Origin of the sequence: Shewanella sp. Pdp11, from assembly GCF_002838165.1 — a bacterium.
GTDB classification, from domain to species: Bacteria; Pseudomonadota; Gammaproteobacteria; order Enterobacterales; family Shewanellaceae; genus Shewanella; species Shewanella hafniensis.
Map to the genome: position 1 here is coordinate 1,057,188 of NZ_CP015194.1, position 17,640 is coordinate 1,074,827.

Sequence of the window (17,640 nt, forward strand, 5' to 3'; positions counted from 1 at the left end):
CATGTCTGCATTGCTTGCTCTGACTGGGGTTTGCGGTATGTTGGCAGTAAAAAAGACAGGATTCAGATTTGTAACTAGATGTAGTAGATATATTTAAAAAAAGGGCTGCATTTAGTATTTTGCAACTCTGTACTTAAGTATATTTATAACAAATTAATTGGGATTGGAAGGTTAATTTTTTATGAAAAGGATGCAATCTGAGCTTGCAAACCACATTTTTGAGCCAAAATCAGGCAAGAACTTTCTTGAATAACAACTGCCGCGATTTACATCACGGTGCAAATCACGGCGTTATCTTTATTAGGGTCGCTGAACTATAGGTTAACCGCCTGGCGATAGCTTTGATTGGCGTTACCTTGCTCGCCTAACTGTTCTTGAATCCGTGCAAGCGCCAGCCATGAGGCTTTTGTTGGTTCGAGTCGGCACACATTCTGCCAACAGCTTTTGGCTTCTTTCATATCCCGCGTTTGCTGATAAAGCTTAGCCAAACACATCTGGTAGTCCGCATTATTCTCATGGGTGACTTCATGTTTGAGTAACTGTTTACGGATCTCTGTGTCTTGGGCTGTCGCGATTTCAGGAATTGCATGTAAAAGTGCTGGCTCGGGAGCGGTGCGTAATTTTTTCGCGAGTAGTTTCAGCGCTTGGTCTTTGCGATTAAAGCGGCATAAACCCATGGCGTAAATCGCTAAAAACTCAGATTGATTGCGTTCACTGCGGGATAACCACTGCCAGCACTGTTCTAAAGCTTCTTCGCCTTTGATGGCTGCGGCTTTGAGTAACGCGCAATTAGTCGCGATATTGAGCTCATTCAACTGAGCATCACCGAGGATCTGACGTTTCTTTAAAATAGGTATTAACAGCTTGAGCGCATCCCAATCCTCTTGAGCTCGGTATAACTCGAGAGCAAGTTTGAGTACTGGCGCTTTACTCTTGCTCGTCGGTGCTAGCTTATCCAGCTCAGCGCGGGCTAGGGCTAATTCCCCTTGTTTTAGGAGGTATCGAGTACGAGTGGTTGCGACGGCATTCGCGGCAAGGGGTTGTGTTGCCGCACGATCAAGATATTGATCTCGCTCGGCTATTTTTTGTTGATACTGAGCTGCACGGGCCGCTGCCAGTAAGTTAAGCGCAGGGAGTTCGCCATTGTCAGCGCCTTTTATCATGGCGCGTTCTGCTGCAGGCCAATCTTCTTCAGCCAGAGCCAGTGCACCCATTAAGGTATGCTTTTTTGCCGAGCGGCGGCGCCAGTGATGGGGAATAAAACGGCTGCGCAGCATCAGATTGATGGCGCTAATCACTAGCCATTCGAGTACTTGGAACACCGCATAAAATACAATTAACGCAATGATCCCAAAGACTAAGCTGGTCTCAATCTGGTAGTCACCCGCAGCAATATAGACATAACCTGTATTGCCAACTAGCCAAGGGCTGATGCAGAGTCCTATTAGCACAATTCCTAAGTAAATTAATATCTTGATCATAGCGGCGCATCCTCTGATGAGGTCAGCTCGCCATAACTCGTCAGCTGTAATAACAGAGGTTTAGCTGCAAAAGATTTCAGGGTAATAGGATTAAGTTCTAAGGTTGCTAATCTATCGATTTCGGCGATGGCCTCAGCTGTCTTGTGATCTTGCGTATCAAAATAGCTTTGGATCCACTTGCGCGCCATCATCAATGATTGGTGATAAGTCGCTCTGTCGTAGCGATATAACGCAAGTTGGGATTGCAGCAGTTTATGGCGAATATTCTCCACCATATACCATTGCTGTTCTGGTGCGAGTAAAGCGGGCGCATCGGCGGTTTTGTGGCGTATGGTAATAAAGTCCTGGGTTAACGCTTTCCACGTTTTGCCCAGATTGCTCTGCCAATCATTCAAATCGCCAGTAATCGTTGTATCTTCTGGGGCATCGGTTTCTGCGTCGGCGCGATTGAGCGGCAGCTTATCGAGTTGTTCAATTAAGGCATCGAGCGCCAACACACTGCCATCAATATCTGTGGTTTTAATGCTGGCCGTGGCGGCGATGTCCTTTGCCAGCGCCTTACGAATCGGCAGTAACGCCGGATTATTCATCGCGGCGATGGTTTCATCCGCCGACTTTAATAGATCGGTGGCGGTGCGGGGATCTTTCTCTAACCAAAGTTTACGGCCTGCCATATTCACTAGATATTCGGCTTCAGAGGCCATCCAATGTGTTGGGCTGCGCTGGGCAAGTTTATTGACCCTGTCCTGCAGCTGATTTTGGTCTTCTGCTAATTTTGTTAATTCTTGGTAAGTCTTAGCATCATTCAGTTGCTGCTGTTCAAGCTGGCCAATACGTTGATTTGGCTGCAATAGTGCTTGCTGTAATTGGTCCTGCAGGGCGATATTTTTCGCATCCTGCGCTAGCAGTTGCTGTTGCATCTGTTGGTACAGCATAAAACCGCCACCAAGAGTGCAAGCGGTTAAACCTAGCGCTAATAACACTCCAAAGCGAATTGCCCACGAGCTTCTATTGGAGGCTGGCGTTTGGCTTGGTGCAGTTGAAGTTGTGGCTTTGGCTGTTTGGGATTCTGTGGATGACGCCGATGTTGCGGATATGTCATCGGTCGTTTCCGGTGACACAATAATAGCGGTAGCCTCTGATTCTGGGCTCTTTGCGTCGTGCTTGTTGTTATCCATTTAACAGTCCTTGAAAACATGCTACTGCCGAAATTCGAGTAAAATCGGGCTAAATAGCGCTTAGAGTTTAAGGGCGTTTAGCACGGCTTTGCTGTTGGCGGCATTGGCATTGGTGACTTGGGTTATACCAAAGGCGTGAGCTTGAGCTTCTACTCGGTTACTTGGGACTATGATATGACATGAGCGCAGCCATGCAAATAACTCTTTTGGCACTAAATTAATCAGGTTATCCAGTACTTCACCGCTGGTCACCACAATAGTGTCTATCCCAAAGGCTTGCCATTGTAGTGCTAACTGTCGTCCATCAAGTGGCGGGCAAGCTCGTTGATACACTTCCCAATAGCGTACTGTTGCGCCGCGCTCAGTCAATTGTTCGGCTAAGGCTTCGCGCCCACCGACGCCACGTATGATAGTAATCTGCTTATCTTTAATCTCTTGCAGCTGCGCGAGCGTGAGTAGCCCTTCGGTTTGCTGGCAATCATCTGGGGCTTCGAGTGCCGAAATACCGAGCAGATCTAATGCTTCCCAAGTCGCATGTCCTACGGCGAAGTATTGAGCTTGAGGCCAAGCTTTGGTGTGTGGATCCGCATTAGTTAAGGCGTTATCAGCAAAAGTCACTGCATTGGCGCTGATGCAGATAATCATATCGGCGTGTGCCAAGGGATGCGGGGTATTCATTGCGATTGGAGGCGTTGCTTCGACACACAGCAGAGGTGTGACCCAGTGAGCAATGCCTCGTTCATTCAAGGCATCGACCATGGACTGATTGCGCCCCTCGGGGCGCGTCAGTAAGACTTTCATTGACTTAGGCTTTAGCGTAAACGGCGTCGAGAATGCTTTTGGCACCTTTGCTGAGTAACTCTTCAGCAAGGGCAACACCTAATTGTGTCGCTTCGGTTTTTGGACCTGTGATCACGCCTTCGATGATTTCACTACCATCAGGGTTACCGACTAGGCCGCGTAATGTCATCTCATCACCATCGATTTCAGCAAATGCGCCAATCGGCACTTGGCATCCACCTTCTAGGCGCGTGTTCATCGCGCGCTCGGCAATCACACGGTAGCGCGTTTCTAAATGTTCTAATGGTGCCAGTAGGGCCTTAACGCGTTCGTCGTTGGTGCGACATTCGATACCCACAGCGCCTTGGCCGTTGGCGGGCAAGGATTCTTCAGCAGAGATAAAGCTAGCAATCCGCTCAGATAATTTCAGGCGAATTAAGCCTGCAGCAGCAAGAATAATGGCATCGTATTCACCGTTATCCAGCTTAGCTAAACGCGTACCCACGTTACCGCGTAAATCTTTGATGATGAGGTCGGGGCGTGATGCGCGCAGTTGGCATTGGCGGCGTAGGCTCGAGGTGCCCACAGTTGCGCCTAATGGTAATTCGCTGATCGATTTATATAAATTCGATACAAAGGCATCGCGGGGATCTTCGCGCTCGCAAATGACTTCAAGGCCCAAGCCTTCAGGGAAGTCGACGGGCACGTCTTTCATTGAGTGCACTGCGATATCGGCAAGATCGTCTAACATAGCGACTTCAAGCTCTTTGACGAACAACCCTTTACCGCCCACTTTGGCTAGCGGCGTGTCTAAGATAACGTCGCCTTTGGTACTCATTGGCAGCAATTCCACCACAATACCTGGGTGAATGCGTTCTAATTCGGCTTTAACAAATTCAGCTTGCCACATGGCCAGCGGACTCTTGCGGGTTGCGATACGGATGCGGTTCTCAGACATGCCTAGTTTCCATCAAAGATCTTAGTTACGCCAATGCTAACATTGGCAAATCGTTTATGTAAGGAAGCCGTATCGATTCTTTGAAGTCGGCGATGTTCTCAACAGTATAAAAGTGTGATGCACTTCACATATAGTTGCTCGTGTTTGCAAAAGTGTTAACATGAGCACACTTCTCATAAGTGCTTAAGTGTTGTGTTTTTGAATGGATCGGCAAATACAGTTTCCTGATATAGCTGAAAGACTTAACAAGGTCCGCATTGCGCGCGCTTTGGCTTTACTATCGCCGCTGCAAAAACACTTATTCCATTTGATCCCCTTTTTAATTCATCAGAACAGCGTTCAGTATCCTGGCTATCATGCCGCCAATACACCTTGTGGTATTAACGAGTATCAACAAGGTGAGATAGAGTCCCAAGCCTGTGATGTGTTCTCGCTGCCTTTTATTATCCAAGAAGCGGACATCAATGCCTTTGATGGCGTATATGCCATGGGCAGTACTGGCAGTTTTGGCCAAAATACCAAGAGTGATGTCGATGTTTGGTTAGTGCATAGAGCCGATTTAAGCCCTGAAGAGTTAGCGCTGATCAGGATTAAAACCGATAGATTGACGGCTTGGTTTGCCGAGTATCAGTTTGAGGTGAACTTTTACTTAGTTCATCCGCAACAGTTTTGTGGTGATCAAACGCAGCGTGGTTGCCAGTCTGCCATGGCCCATGAGCACAGTGGTAGTACTCAGCACTGGTTATTACTGGAAGAATTTTATCGTAGTCAAATTCGTCTGGCGGGTAAAACGATTGCATGGTGGCCAGACGCTAAACTTAATCCCGCCCTCTTGTTTTTAGGCGATGTACATGAATTACCTGCGAGTGAGTACTTTGGCGCTTCGTTATGGCAGCTCTATAAAGGCTTAGAAAAGCCCCATAAGGCGCTGATTAAAGTATTGCTGCTCGAGGCTTATGCCAGCGATTATCCACATTCAACTGTGCTTTGTGATCGCCTCTGGCAGAAAACTTTAGCTGGCGATTTTTCGACATCGAATGATGCCTATTACTCTATCTACGAGATTATCGAAACCTATTTGCTTAAGCAGAATGATACCCGTCGACTTGAGATTGCACGGCGCTGCTTTTATCTCAAATGTGGCGTGCACTTGAGCCGAACCCAAGAGGGCAAAGATTGGCGTTATCCTAAACTGCAAAAATTGGTGCAGGATTGGCAATGGCCCGATAGTTTGATCAGCACCCTAGACGATTGCGAGCATTGGCACAGTGGTCAGCTCAATTGGTTTAACGAGCAGTTGAATGAGCTTTTGTTGGCAAGCTACCAAACTTTACTGCGCTTTGCATCGACCCATGAGCTTAATGAAGGCTTGCGGATTGAAGAGCTGGGCATGCTGACTCGTAAATTACACACTTATTTTAGCCAAGATGAAGACCAAATCGCTAAGCTGAATTTACTGTGGAGTGTCTCGGTCGCCGAGTCCGAAGTGACTATGGTATCAAGCTCTCGCGAGCGGAAATATTATCTTTATCGCCAAGGGCCGCAGCCACTAAATCTGTTGGGTGAGTCGGCGATATGTAAGGGTAAAACGCCATCCGCCTTAATGATCTGGGCATGTCTAAACGGAATTTCGACCCCTGATACGCAATGGCATGAATATGGTCAGAGTAAGGCAAAGTCGAAACGGCTTACCGAAGCTTCTAAGCGGTTACTGAATTTTATCGACCACGATTGGCGGGTATCTAAACGTGACTTATGCCAGCCATGGCATTTTCGTAAGCTGATTTTCGTGCTTAATCTAGACTGCGATCCCACCATTGAATGGCAAGGACAGGAAATGATGGTCGATGTGATGAATGCGAACGTGTTCTCACTCGGGCGTAAAAAAGCCAATATGCTTGGTGCGTTAGATGCGATTTGCTTGAATAGTTGGGGTGAATGGCAGTGCCATCGTTTCGAAGGCGATACGGCGGTATTGCAAGCCTTAGCTTTTGTGACGCCGGGACTCAGGCGGGCCAGCTTACCCGTGGATATGGATGTGATCAGCTGTTCACAGAAGTTACGCCCACAGCTTAAATTAGCAGTGAAAAATCTACTAAAACAAACCATGCGTTTGTGCCAACAAGTGCAGCAATCCAGCACCTTAGTGCAGCCACTGCAGATAAGTCGTACTCGCTATGGGATCTTTTTTAATCCTTTAGGTATGGCTTATCAGGACTTGAGCGATGCCAAGTCATTTTATCAACAGTTATCCCGCAGTCATCTTGTACTATTGCCGCGGCCTGAATTAGGTGACGATCCCTTTTCGAGTATGCCTAAAGTGGTGCAAAACTATGCGGCTAAAGGCGCGATTCAGTATTTTCTACGCCAACGGGTCGATAACTTGGATGTATTTATCCTCGATGAGGAAAATCAACTAAGCCATTACGTGCAGGCGGGATCAAACATGGCCGAGTTGGTAAATAAAGTGAGCCATCACTATGTGTTCGATGAGCATTATGCTTCACGGGCGCGGTTTAATATTCCGCAATTTTTCCATCTAGTGCGAGTGGCGGGGGAGTTAACTGTAGCGCCGTTTGGTATCGATGTTAGCGATCAAGACACTGAGTTTTAGCTGGTTTTTAACATAAATAATGGGAGCCAAGACTCCCATTATTGTTTTGTACTATTACGGTTTTGCACTACGACAGGCTTAGATTAAAAGCTAAGCTCAATTCCGCCTTGGCGTGCGATAGACTCTTGCACGAATGGCATAAACTCGCCGCCATTACGTCCGTCCATCCATTTACCTTCAACAAAACCAAAGTGATATCCACCAAAGCGCGTGGCGACCCAAATCTCATGCAAAGGTTCTTGCTTGTTGATCACTATCTTAGAGCCATCAACAAATTCTAATTGCAATACGTTGCCACTGGCATCGATATCAACATCGGCATCTTGCTCATCAATCGCAGTTTCAATCGCATTTTCTATGGCTTGGAACATGTCATCGGCGAGCTGGTGAAATTCTGTATCTGTCATGGCCATGCATTTCTGTCCTTTGCTTTCGTCAAGATGGGTGCGATTATAAGGCCATTAGTCACCAGATGCACAGATGTTGAGAAAAATGAGACTGTTTTTATTGTTATTGCTTGGTAGCCTATTCATTACTGCATGCGGCCAGAAGGGCCCCCTCTATCGATCTCCGGCCACAGAGGTGAATCAGCCTAAAAAGGTTGAGGCGTCTAAACCTGAGCCTGAAGTAGAAGAGATTAAAACCGAAATTCGAGCCATCGAAGTACAAAAAACACAACAATAATAGCAGCTATAACTATCATCACTATCGCAGCGATAAAGCGCAGTAAGGAATCAGACATTGGATCACTTTCTCTACCAACAAAATGCCCTGCACGCCGAAGGCTGCCAGGTCGCCGACTTAGCTCAAACCTATGGTACGCCGCTGTATATCTATTCCCGCGCCACGCTAGAGCGCCATTGGCATGCCTTTAATAACGCCGTGGCAGATCATCCACATTTGATTTGTTACGCGGTTAAAGCTAATTCGAACTTGGCCGTACTGAATGTGCTGGCACGTTTAGGCAGTGGTTTTGATATTGTGTCGGGCGGTGAGTTAGCCAGAGTGATAGAAGCGGGCGGCGATCCCGCCAAAGTGGTGTTCTCTGGCGTGGGTAAAACTGCGGCTGAAATGGAACAGGCACTTAATCTGGGCATTTATTGCTTTAACGTCGAATCGAGTGCCGAGCTTGAGCAGTTAAATCTGGTCGCAGGGCGTTTAGGTAAAGTCGCGCCTGTGTCCCTGCGGATTAATCCCGATGTGGATGCGGGCACCCATCCCTATATTTCGACTGGCCTTAAAGAAAACAAATTCGGTATCGCTATGGATGAGGCTGAAATCGTTTTCGCCCGTGCCCATGCGTTGCCACATGTAAAAGTGAAAGGTGTCGATTGCCATATCGGCTCACAACTAACTGAAATCAAACCATTCCTCGATGCTATGGATCGTATGCTAGCGTTGATCGATCGTCTGGCGGAGCAAGGTATCATTATTGAACATTTCGATGTGGGTGGCGGTTTAGGGGTGACCTATGATACCGAAACGCCGCCGCATCCGGATGTGTATGCCGCCGCCATATTAGCGCGTTTGGGCGACCGTCAACTGAAGCTTATCTTCGAGCCGGGCCGTGCGATTGCCGCCAATGCGGGGATTTTTGTTACTCAGGTGCTGTATCTTAAAGAAAACAGCGACAAGCGTTTTGCGATTGTCGATGGCGCGATGAATGACTTGATTCGTCCTGCACTTTACAGCGCATGGCAAAATATTATTCCAGTCGTGCCAAGGAACTCAGAGGTCTATGAGTTTGATATTGTTGGCCCAGTGTGCGAAACCGGAGACTTTTTAGGTAAAAATCGCCAGCTCGCGTTAGCAGCGGGTGATTTACTGGCGGTGCGTTCGAGTGGTGCCTATGGTTTTGCTATGGCCTCTAACTACAACACTCGTCCTCGTGCGGCTGAAGTGATGGTCGATGGTGAGCAGGCTTTCTTAGTGCGTGAGCGAGAAAAATTGTCTCAGCTCTGGCAAGGTGAGCAACTCCTGCCGTAAACTAGAAAAATTATATTGATTCAGGCGCTTGGTTTCATACTTTATGAGCGGCGCCTCGGCTTAAAGGATAAGTATCTTGATCCAATTCACTAAGATGCACGGACTGGGCAACGATTTTATGGTGGTCGATGGGGTCACGCAGAACGTGTTCTTTTCGCCTGAGCAAATCCGCCGTTTAGCCGACCGTAACTTTGGCATAGGTTTCGACCAACTACTCTTGGTTGAGCCGCCCTATGATCCCGATTTAGATTTTCATTATCGCATCTTCAATGCCGATGGCTCTGAAGTAGAACAATGCGGCAATGGCGCCCGCTGTTTCGCCCGTTTTGTGCGTAATAAAGGCCTGACTAACAAGAGTAAAATCCGTGTTAGTACTTCGTCTGGTAAGATGACTCTGCGCTTAGAACGCGATGGTACAGTTACCGTGAATATGGGCGTGCCGATCCTCGAACCGAGTCAGATCCCCTTTAAAGCTAAGAAAGCTGAGAAAACCTATTTACTGCAAACACCGCTGCAAACCTTTTTATGTGGCGCGGCTTCTATGGGTAATCCCCATTGCGTGCTCGACGTTGAAGATGTGGCGAGTGCCTCCGTTGCTGAAATTGGTGCCATGCTCACTAAGCATGAGCGTTTTCCCCGTGGTGTGAATGTGGGATTTATGCAGGTCGTGGACTCAGGTCACATTAAGCTGCGGGTGTATGAGCGCGGCGCGGCCGAAACCTTGGCCTGTGGCACTGGCGCGTGTGCAGCTGTAGTTGTAGGTCAAGTGCAAGGGAAGCTCGGCCAGCAAGTGCGGGTGGATTTACCCGGCGGTACTTTAACCATTAACTGGGAAGGCGAGGGGAAACCTTTGTGGATGACTGGGCCCGCGCAGCACGTTTACGATGGACAAATTCAGTTATGACAGAGCCCTTGATGCCGCAGACGGATGTGCCTTTCGATGAGTTGATTATTCGCGAGTATCTGCTGGATAATCCTGACTTTTTTAATCGCTATCCCGAGTTGCTGCTGGCGATGCGCTTGCCTCACATGGAGCGCGGCGCCATCTCTTTGGTGGAACGTCGTCAAGAAATGCTGCGCCAGCGAGTGAGTCAGTTGGAAGAAGAAATTACTAGCCTGTTAACCATGGCGGCGCGCAACGAGAAGATTTACCAATTCAATACCGAGTTATCCTTTCAGTTATTAAATTGTGCCGATCTAGTGTCACTCAAAGAAGTGTTGGCCGACAGTTTGAAATTACAGTTTAATTTCAGCCATGTGCGTTTAATCAGTGTGCTCGATACCGATATGAAGGCAATTTGGGATCAAAGGCTGCATAAAGGTCACTACTTTGGTCGGCTCACGCAGCAAGAGGCTAAACGCCTATTTGGTAGCGAAGTGGGGTCAGTGGCACTGACGAAATTGTCGGAAGACAACCCAGTCATTTTTGCTATTGCCAGCCAAGATGCCACCCATTTTCATCCCGATATGGATAATATGCTGCTGGAACAACTGCGGCGTTTGCTGGCGCACATGCTCGCTAAGCTGTAATGGCTGTCGAGCGATTGTGCTCACTCAAGGCTTAGCAAAACCCATGAGGAAACCGATATGAGTAGGCAAACAGGCGAAGTGTCGGCGCTTAATACTCAATGGTTACAAACCTTTGAACGCTATTTGAGTACCGAGCGGCAGTTGTCGGCCCATACAGTACGTAATTATCTTTTTGAGCTTAATCGCGGAAGCGATCTCTTGCCTGAAGGCGTGCATTTACTCAATGTGAGCCGCGAGCATTGGCAGCAAGTATTGTCTAAATTGCACCGCAAAGGCTTAAGCCCACGCTCGCTTTCCCTGTGTTTATCGGCGGTAAAGCAATGGGGTGAATTTTTGCTGCGCGAAGGCGTGATTGAGCTTAATCCCGCGAAAGGCTTAAGTGCTCCTAAACAAGCCAAACCGCTGCCGAAGAATATCGATGTCGATGCCATCAGTCATTTACTGGATATTGAAGGTACAGATCCGCTGAGTCTGCGGGATAAAGCCATGATGGAATTGTTTTATTCTAGTGGCTTACGTTTAGCGGAGCTCGCCGCGCTTAATTTATCCAGTGTGCAATACGATTTGAAAGAAGTGCGAGTCTTAGGTAAAGGCAATAAGGAACGTATCGTCCCTGTCGGTCGTTTAGCGATTACTGCGCTGCAAAATTGGCTTAATTGCCGAAAGCAGATCCCCTGTGAAGATGACGCCTTATTTGTGACCGAAAAGGGTAAGCGACTCTCCCATCGTAGTATTCAAGCGCGGATGGCGAAATGGGGGCAAGAACAGGCATTATCGGTGCGCGTGCATCCACATAAACTGCGCCATTCCTTTGCCACTCACATGTTAGAAGCGAGCGCCGATCTGCGGGCGGTGCAAGAATTATTGGGCCATGCGAACCTAGCGACCACGCAAATTTATACCAGTTTGGATTTCCAACACTTAGCTAAGGTGTATGATAACGCCCATCCTAGAGCGAAGAAAACACAGGATAAATAATGCGTTGTTATCTAAGACCTCAAAATATTCAAGCGATCAGTTTCGATCTCGACGATACCCTGTACGACAATCTACCGCATATTTTAAATGCCGAAGCCGAGCTGGCAACGTTTCTGTTGCAGACTTATCCATTGTCGCAGGCGTGGCAACCCCATGATTGGCGCAGGCTAAAGCTGCAACTGTTGCAGCAAAATCGCGAGCTTGCCCACGATACCAGCGCCGCCCGCTTAGCTACGCTTCGCCAAGGGTTAATACAGCTAGGGTATTCGGCGACTGAAGCCGAACGCGGCGCCGAGCAAGGGTTAGCGTGTTTTTATTTTCATCGCAGCCATTTTCAAGTATCTGACGAAGTGCTCTTGTTACTTAAACGCTTATCGCAGCATTTTAGATTAATCGGCATCACCAATGGCAATGTGGATGCCGAGCGAATTGGTTTGGGCGATGCCTTTGAGTTTGTGTTGCATCCTGGCAATGGCGTGCATATGAAACCCGCTAAAGACATGTTCGAATTAGCTTGCTCGCGGTTAAAGATTGCACCGCAACACTTACTGCATGTTGGCGACAGCATGAATGCCGATGTGCGCGGGGCGCGGCTGGCGGGGTGTCAGTCTGTGTGGTTGAATCCGAGTTTTGGCCGAGTCGATTCCTTACCTATCGCTGCTTTGCTGCCCCATTTAGAAATTAATGCTCTCGACGCGTTAATCAAAGTGCTGGCTATCGACGCAAACGAATCCCGCGAGCACTGTTGAATCTGCATCTTTGCTAATCTAAGGGTGATTGAGATCAAGGTTTGCCTCCTAAATTTGCACTAGAGTTAAGCCTAATATTACTGAAGTCACTGACTAAGGCTGTGTTATGGTGCGTATCGGGTTGTTATTACTGCTCACTTTATGTTGGACAGCGCCGGTATCGGCCCATGAGATCCATTCGGGTGGCGGTTTCATGTCGGGTTTTAATCATCCGGTATTGGGCTTCGATCACTTGCTGGCTATGTTGAGCGTAGGCATGTTGAGCACCCAGCTGGGTGGCCGCGCAATTTGGACTGTCCCCTTAGCGTTTGTCACCTTTATGTTAGTGGGCGGGATTTTAGGCTTATACGCCATTGCCGTTCCCTTCGTTGAAATCGGCATTGCCCTCTCGGTATTGTTACTCGGTCTTGCCATCGCTTTTGATCGTCAAATCCCATTGTTATTTGCCATGGCCTTTGTGGGCGTATTTGCGATTTTCCACGGACATGCCCACGGCGCAGAAATGCCTGAATTGGCAAGCCCGGTCTTGTATGCCCTAGGTTTTTTATTTGGCACTGCAGTGATCCATTTAGGCGGCGTTATGATAGGCCTTGGAATGCAGCCGATGACTGGGCAGCGTAACTTAATGCGTGTTACGGGCGCAGCAATTGCGGCTATGGGCGGTTATTTGTTAGCTGGATTTTGACGTAATAACATGTCGGATTAACGCGCCTTGAGTTGCTTCATGCAAAGATGGGCGCGGCGTAACAGTAGATTGACCTGCAGACGGCTTGCATGCATGTCGGCATCTCCCACCCTAAAATAACTCCCTGTGTAAGGATCGCCGCCGACATAGATAGGTTTGAGCTGCTCTGGTGCCAGCGGTACGCGGATACGAATCAGCTTTTTATTCATAATTTCAATAATCTGCACATCTGATATCGCCAAAATATTATGGCTAGTGCGGCTAGGATTATCGAGGATTTCCCAAAACTCTTGTAAAACAGGAAGCGGATTGGGAATGCCTTCAATGCTGAAATGGCCACGTTCTTCGCGTACGCCTAGGATGATCTCGCCACCCAAGGTGTTAGCAAAGGAGCTATAAGTCGCCCAAATATCTTCGGGTAATTGACCTAGGCCGTCGCGGCCACCGGCGAGTTTAAACTCTACTTGGGCCGATTCGTGCAAATTGGCAATATCATCGAGTGCAAATGATTGAAATGTCATGGCAGCTTATCCGTCAGCGACACATAACTTGTTGTAGCACGCCAACAATTGAAAGGCCAGACCTAGGTCCAGCCTCAAAATTCTGCGGATGATCCGAAATTGAAGGGACATCACAGCAGAAACAGCCAATCGATTATTGAGCGAGGCCTAATGCCTTAGGAAATAGAATATTGTTTTCTAAGTGAATATGCTGATGTAAATCAGCCTCAAATTCCGCTAGCGTGGCATAACACACACGCCACGTAGTGCAAGCATGTTCCGGTGGCGTGAAGTCGTTCGTGAGCTCGTGTAATTTTTGCAAGATCAAACCGACTTCTTCATGTTCGTGCTGCATCGCATTGATGGGATTACCAATATGGCCAAAGCAAGTTTCAATGTGCTCTGCTTGACTCAAACCGCGTATCGCCGGAAACAGTATTTTTTCTTCTTTCATTAAATGCGGCATCAAGTCTTCTACTAAAGCACGTACCCAACCCGCAAAGGGAACTATTTCGGCATAGTGCTCACCGTGGGCGCGGACCATCTTCTCAGAGTATTCGACCAATAACGGTGCTTTTTCGCGCACGTATTGATGGTGCGTTGATTCTATATATTCAATAAGTTGATCTAAGGGTAATTGATTCAATTCATCTTCTTTGCTGCCAGTCAGTGTTACGGCATTCAGTGCAGCAACCACTTTTGCGGGATCTATTTCTGCACGCTCGCAGGCGATCGACAGCGGTTTACCGCCGCCACAACAGAAATCGATACCAAATTGGCTGAACACATGGGCGCGGCGAAAATCTTCGGCAACCAACTCACCGACTTTTTGTTCTAGCCAGTGGTTATCCTGAGTGCTCTCACTAAGCGGAAAACCTTGACCAAGTTGTGCATCATGGCGAGGTTGAGAATCCACTCTATGGCCAGTGGCTTGTGCATCTTTTGGGGTAGAAGTAGCAGACATAAATAGCTCCAAAGCAGCAATAAATTTACATTCATATTATTTGCAGCTTTAATGCGTAGCAACTAAACCCGACTAAAATACTCAGGATTTGCTGATGATATCACAGTTAATTGAGCGAAATATCTCTTAAGGAGTAGGTGGCCGCCTTAGCTTGGAGTTGCAAATTGGCTCTCGTAACCTTGAAATACAGATTGACGAAAATGCCAAAGTGTTTCGCTTTTTATCACTTAATTTGGGAGCGATAACTTGGCCTTGTTTAGTGTATTCGTACAACTGGGTAGGTTTTGCCCGCGGTAATTGCGACAGGCCCAAAAGGGGCCGAATCGACCATCCTTTAACAGCATATCGCCGCCACAGAGGCTACAAAGTGGTGCTATATGACCACAGTTCTCATTCAAACATACCTTAAAGCCAGCAAAGCGTGTGCGGGTCATTGGGCTAGCGCAAAGTTCACAGCCTTGCTCCTTGTGATCACACAAGGGAAAATGTGAGCAAGAATAAAACGATTTAAAATTCCCCGTTCTAGGCTTAAGCGTTCCCGTGCTACAACGCACGCATTTTACTTCTTCAAATAACCTTTGCACTAACGAGGTGTTGAACTCATCTTGTTCAATATCGTAGCTTTTTGTAAGCAGTTCAGTGACGAAAGGACTCACATCTGTCATATCGGCAGTCACATAGGCGCGGTGTTTTGCCCGCGTTAACGCGACATAAAATAGTCGGCGTTCTTCTGCAAATTCAAATGCTTCAGTTTTAGGTAAAAAAGCATCCAGTATCGGCGGCGTAATTTTCATCGACGGAAAGCCATGCATTCCCGTCTTCATCCCCATGATCACCACATAATCGGCTTCTTTCCCCTTCGAAGCATGAAAAGATTGGCACTCAATCTTCATGTTGGGGTACTTAGTTTTAAGTTGGTTAACTTGGCTGTTATCGGGTAACTGAAACCTAAAACGGGCCAGCAAATAGACACTCGGTACGCTGCTAAGTTTGTCACTTCCGGCGCTTATCCTTGCACTTATTGCCGTTAATGCTTGTTCCAGTGCATTCGGGCTTGGCTCATCTTTACTGGCAGGTTCGTTTTCTCCTCGGCGTATTATTGAAACTGCGGGGGAGGTAACCTGCGTGAGGGAGCGAATATCCTTGCTCAATTGTGTGGGATTTTGGCTGACAAACTGGGTGGCAACCTTCCCAATACTGCTGTTAAACCTAAAAGTTAGATCTAGTTTGCTTAGGGCGGTTGGGCCAAAATAGCGAGTAAACTGCGTGGTTAAACTCACATCTGCACCGCTAAAGCGATAAATTGCCTGCCAGTCATCCCCGACACAAAATAAAGACGCCTGCGCTTTAGAATGTGGCGCACTGGAATCCCTCAAGGCACGCACTAAGCGGGCACGTGGTTCTGAAATATCTTGGAACTCATCCACCATAATAAAACGCCACGGGCTAATAAATTGCCCACGTTGTAGATACGTCAGCGCTTTGCCAATCATGTCCTCAAAATCAATGTCGCCATTTATTGCTAAATGTTGCTCATAGCGCGTGAGGATGGGCTCAAGCAGTTCGAATGCCTTACGGGTCTGCTGAGCATCGGCGGCGCGGGCAAATACTCCCTCAAGACCATGTTCATCAAGGCAAGTTGCTTTATATAGGCCAATCAGCTGACTAAACATTTTTGCCAATTCGGTTACGCGGCCTAGTTCATGCAGGGTGGCGAGTATGGCTTCATCGGGTAAGGGCGCGTATTGCACTTTAAAGATCTGTAAAGCTTGCTCAAGCTTACCGATTAACGACCCGTTTTTATGTTGGTAATAAAATAGCTCAATACACTTAGTACCATGTTGTTGATGTAGCTGGCGTTTCCATGCCATCGATTCCAAGTACTTTTGGTTATCGATATAAGGGGCGGTATTGTGGTGTTCATCAATACCATAGTATTCAAGATAAACTTGATATTCAGGCAGATAGAAATCGGGTTGATACTGACGAAATTCAATACTGCGCACATCATGCTCATACTTAGCTTCATAAACATATTCGATGCCGTTGCTAAATAGCCAGTTGGCAATGTAGAGCTCACCAAAGCTTTTGACTCGCTCACCTTTAAGACTGCGAATATCGTTATCATTCAAGTATTGAAAATACTCACCTTCCACCTCGAACTCGAACGGGCTTTTTTCAACATAATAGAAACGGCTGAAGTACTCGAAAAGCTGCTTACGGTAAGCCACATCTTCAATCAAAGTCTCAAGGGTATTGTGCACCCACAGCGCTTTGGCTTTGTCATCTTCTGCCCAAGGGGACAAACTGGGTTTAGCGCGCTCAACATCGGCAATAATTTTTAAGCCTAAACTGTGGAAAGTACTCGCCTTGATATTCTCAGTGCCAAGCTTGTTTTTAATCCGCTCATCCATCTCGTCAGCCGCTTGACGGCCATAGGCTAACAGCAGTATTTCATCGGGTTTTGCTTGACCACTCTTAAGTAAATATCCCGCTCGCCCGACCATCACACTGGTTTTGCCCGTGCCTGCACCTGCCAATAGCAAGTTATTGTTATCATCGATAATACAAGCTCGGCGCTGTTTTTCGGTTAAGGGGTTAGATTCTACACGCTCAAAATAGTCGGCAAATTTAACGAGCTGAGACTGAATGTAATTTTCACGCAGCTGTTTTACATCGGCGCGAGTCCAGCGGTGGATTTGCTTAAGCCTCGCTAACAAAGTGTGTAGATTTGCCGCCAAGGGCAGGTTTTCACACCAAGGAAACCAACGCTGATATTCGCGCGCAACTCTGGTTTGTATCATTGCTAAACGCGATTCTCGTAAATAAGTGTGTGCCAGTATTTTATCGACTTTCGCCACTAACTCAGCAATGCGCGCCCCATTGGCATTCGCCCAAAGCAGTGCGATTTCGTTGCCAAATTGATGCTGCGCAAAATAGCTCAGAAACGGCAGTTGATAGGCTTTGCCAGATACAGTGAAACCTAGCAAGTATCCGAGCGGACTTAAGGTAAAAACCGGCGGGGAGTCGAGCTGCTGCCAGGTAAAGCATTCGTCAGCGGCAACTTTGTTAGCGCGGCGAGAGTGAGCAAAAAAGCCGCCTTTAGTGCGATTAATGCTAATACCACTGGCGCTGAGTTTTACCGCATCAGCTTTGCCAATAAAGAAATGGCCAAACCAACTGTGTTTGATATCTTGTTCAGAGTGAGTCAATGACAATGTAAAACCTACGGCTAAA

General features: G+C 47.5%; 16 protein-coding genes. 8 read left to right on the top strand and 8 right to left on the bottom strand.

From position 1 onward, the window contains the following. Positions 1–314: 314 nt before the first annotated feature. Genes AYJ58_RS04705 through hemC form a run of 4 tightly spaced genes read right to left on the bottom strand, consistent with a single transcriptional unit; the run spans position 315 to position 4,397 of the window. A complete protein-coding gene (locus tag AYJ58_RS04705; RefSeq protein WP_106649188.1) occupies positions 315–1,481 on the bottom strand; it encodes a heme biosynthesis HemY N-terminal domain-containing protein in 1,167 nt (388 codons plus the stop codon). Next, positions 1,478–2,659 (bottom strand): uroporphyrinogen-III C-methyltransferase, encoded by a 1,182-nt coding sequence (locus tag AYJ58_RS04710; protein ID WP_106649189.1) that lies wholly within the window; start codon positions 2,657–2,659, stop codon positions 1,478–1,480. The genes AYJ58_RS04705 and AYJ58_RS04710 overlap by 4 nt, the downstream gene beginning before the upstream one ends. Positions 2,660–2,719: 60 nt before the next feature. Beyond that, a complete protein-coding gene (locus AYJ58_RS04715; protein WP_106649190.1) occupies positions 2,720–3,460 on the bottom strand; it encodes a uroporphyrinogen-III synthase in 741 nt (246 codons plus the stop codon). A 4-nt stretch (positions 3,461–3,464) separates the two neighbouring features. Then, complete coding sequence (gene hemC, locus AYJ58_RS04720; protein ID WP_106649191.1) at positions 3,465–4,397, bottom strand: hydroxymethylbilane synthase; 933 nt, start codon at positions 4,395–4,397, stop codon at positions 3,465–3,467. Between the two features lie 202 nt (positions 4,398–4,599). Between hemC and AYJ58_RS04725 the strand changes: the two genes are divergently transcribed. Further along, positions 4,600–7,011 (top strand): class I adenylate cyclase, encoded by a 2,412-nt coding sequence (locus tag AYJ58_RS04725; RefSeq protein ID WP_106649192.1) that lies wholly within the window; start codon positions 4,600–4,602, stop codon positions 7,009–7,011. 83 nt (positions 7,012–7,094) lie between these two features. Here the strand turns inward: AYJ58_RS04725 and cyaY are convergent, their stop codons facing one another. Beyond that, entirely contained in the window at positions 7,095–7,424 is a 330-nt protein-coding gene (gene cyaY, locus AYJ58_RS04730) for an iron donor protein CyaY (RefSeq protein ID WP_106649193.1), read from the bottom strand. A 79-nt stretch (positions 7,425–7,503) separates the two neighbouring features. Between cyaY and lptM the strand changes: the two genes are divergently transcribed. The 7 genes from lptM (at position 7,504) to AYJ58_RS04765 (ending at position 12,939) form a co-directional block, all read left to right on the top strand. Then, a complete protein-coding gene (gene lptM / locus AYJ58_RS04735; RefSeq protein WP_168825920.1) occupies positions 7,504–7,695 on the top strand; it encodes an LPS translocon maturation chaperone LptM in 192 nt (63 codons plus the stop codon). A gap of 57 nt (positions 7,696–7,752) precedes the next feature. Further along, positions 7,753–8,997: a diaminopimelate decarboxylase gene (gene lysA, locus AYJ58_RS04740; protein ID WP_106649194.1), complete on the top strand. Its 1,245-nt coding sequence runs from the start codon at positions 7,753–7,755 to the stop codon at positions 8,995–8,997. A 76-nt stretch (positions 8,998–9,073) separates the two neighbouring features. Further along, positions 9,074–9,901, top strand: a complete 828-nt coding sequence (dapF, locus tag AYJ58_RS04745) for a diaminopimelate epimerase (RefSeq protein ID WP_106649195.1) — start codon at positions 9,074–9,076, stop codon at positions 9,899–9,901. Then, entirely contained in the window at positions 9,898–10,527 is a 630-nt protein-coding gene (locus tag AYJ58_RS04750; protein ID WP_011848049.1) for a DUF484 family protein, read from the top strand. The genes dapF and AYJ58_RS04750 overlap by 4 nt, the downstream gene beginning before the upstream one ends. Positions 10,528–10,584: 57 nt before the next feature. After that, entirely contained in the window at positions 10,585–11,505 is a 921-nt protein-coding gene (gene xerC, locus AYJ58_RS04755) for a tyrosine recombinase XerC (RefSeq protein ID WP_106649196.1), read from the top strand. Next, the gene (locus tag AYJ58_RS04760) at positions 11,505–12,254 is read left to right on the top strand and encodes an HAD-IA family hydrolase (RefSeq protein WP_106649197.1); all 750 of its coding nucleotides are present in this window, start codon (positions 11,505–11,507) and stop codon (positions 12,252–12,254) included. Before xerC ends, AYJ58_RS04760 begins: the two co-directional genes overlap by 1 nt. Positions 12,255–12,360: 106 nt before the next feature. Then, the gene (locus tag AYJ58_RS04765; RefSeq protein ID WP_106649198.1) at positions 12,361–12,939 is read left to right on the top strand and encodes a HupE/UreJ family protein; all 579 of its coding nucleotides are present in this window, start codon (positions 12,361–12,363) and stop codon (positions 12,937–12,939) included. A 17-nt stretch (positions 12,940–12,956) separates the two neighbouring features. On the opposite strand, the gene AYJ58_RS04770 is transcribed toward AYJ58_RS04765, so the two are convergent. From AYJ58_RS04770 to AYJ58_RS04780, 3 genes are all read right to left on the bottom strand, one after another. Continuing rightward, positions 12,957–13,460: an AlbA family DNA-binding domain-containing protein gene (locus AYJ58_RS04770; protein ID WP_063884684.1), complete on the bottom strand. Its 504-nt coding sequence runs from the start codon at positions 13,458–13,460 to the stop codon at positions 12,957–12,959. A 133-nt stretch (positions 13,461–13,593) separates the two neighbouring features. After that, the gene (ric, locus tag AYJ58_RS04775; RefSeq protein ID WP_106649199.1) at positions 13,594–14,403 is read right to left on the bottom strand and encodes an iron-sulfur cluster repair di-iron protein; all 810 of its coding nucleotides are present in this window, start codon (positions 14,401–14,403) and stop codon (positions 13,594–13,596) included. Between the two features lie 227 nt (positions 14,404–14,630). Then, positions 14,631–17,621, bottom strand: coding sequence for a UvrD-helicase domain-containing protein (locus tag AYJ58_RS04780; protein WP_106649200.1), 2,991 nt, complete (start codon positions 17,619–17,621; stop codon positions 14,631–14,633). Positions 17,622–17,640 lie beyond the last annotated feature (19 nt).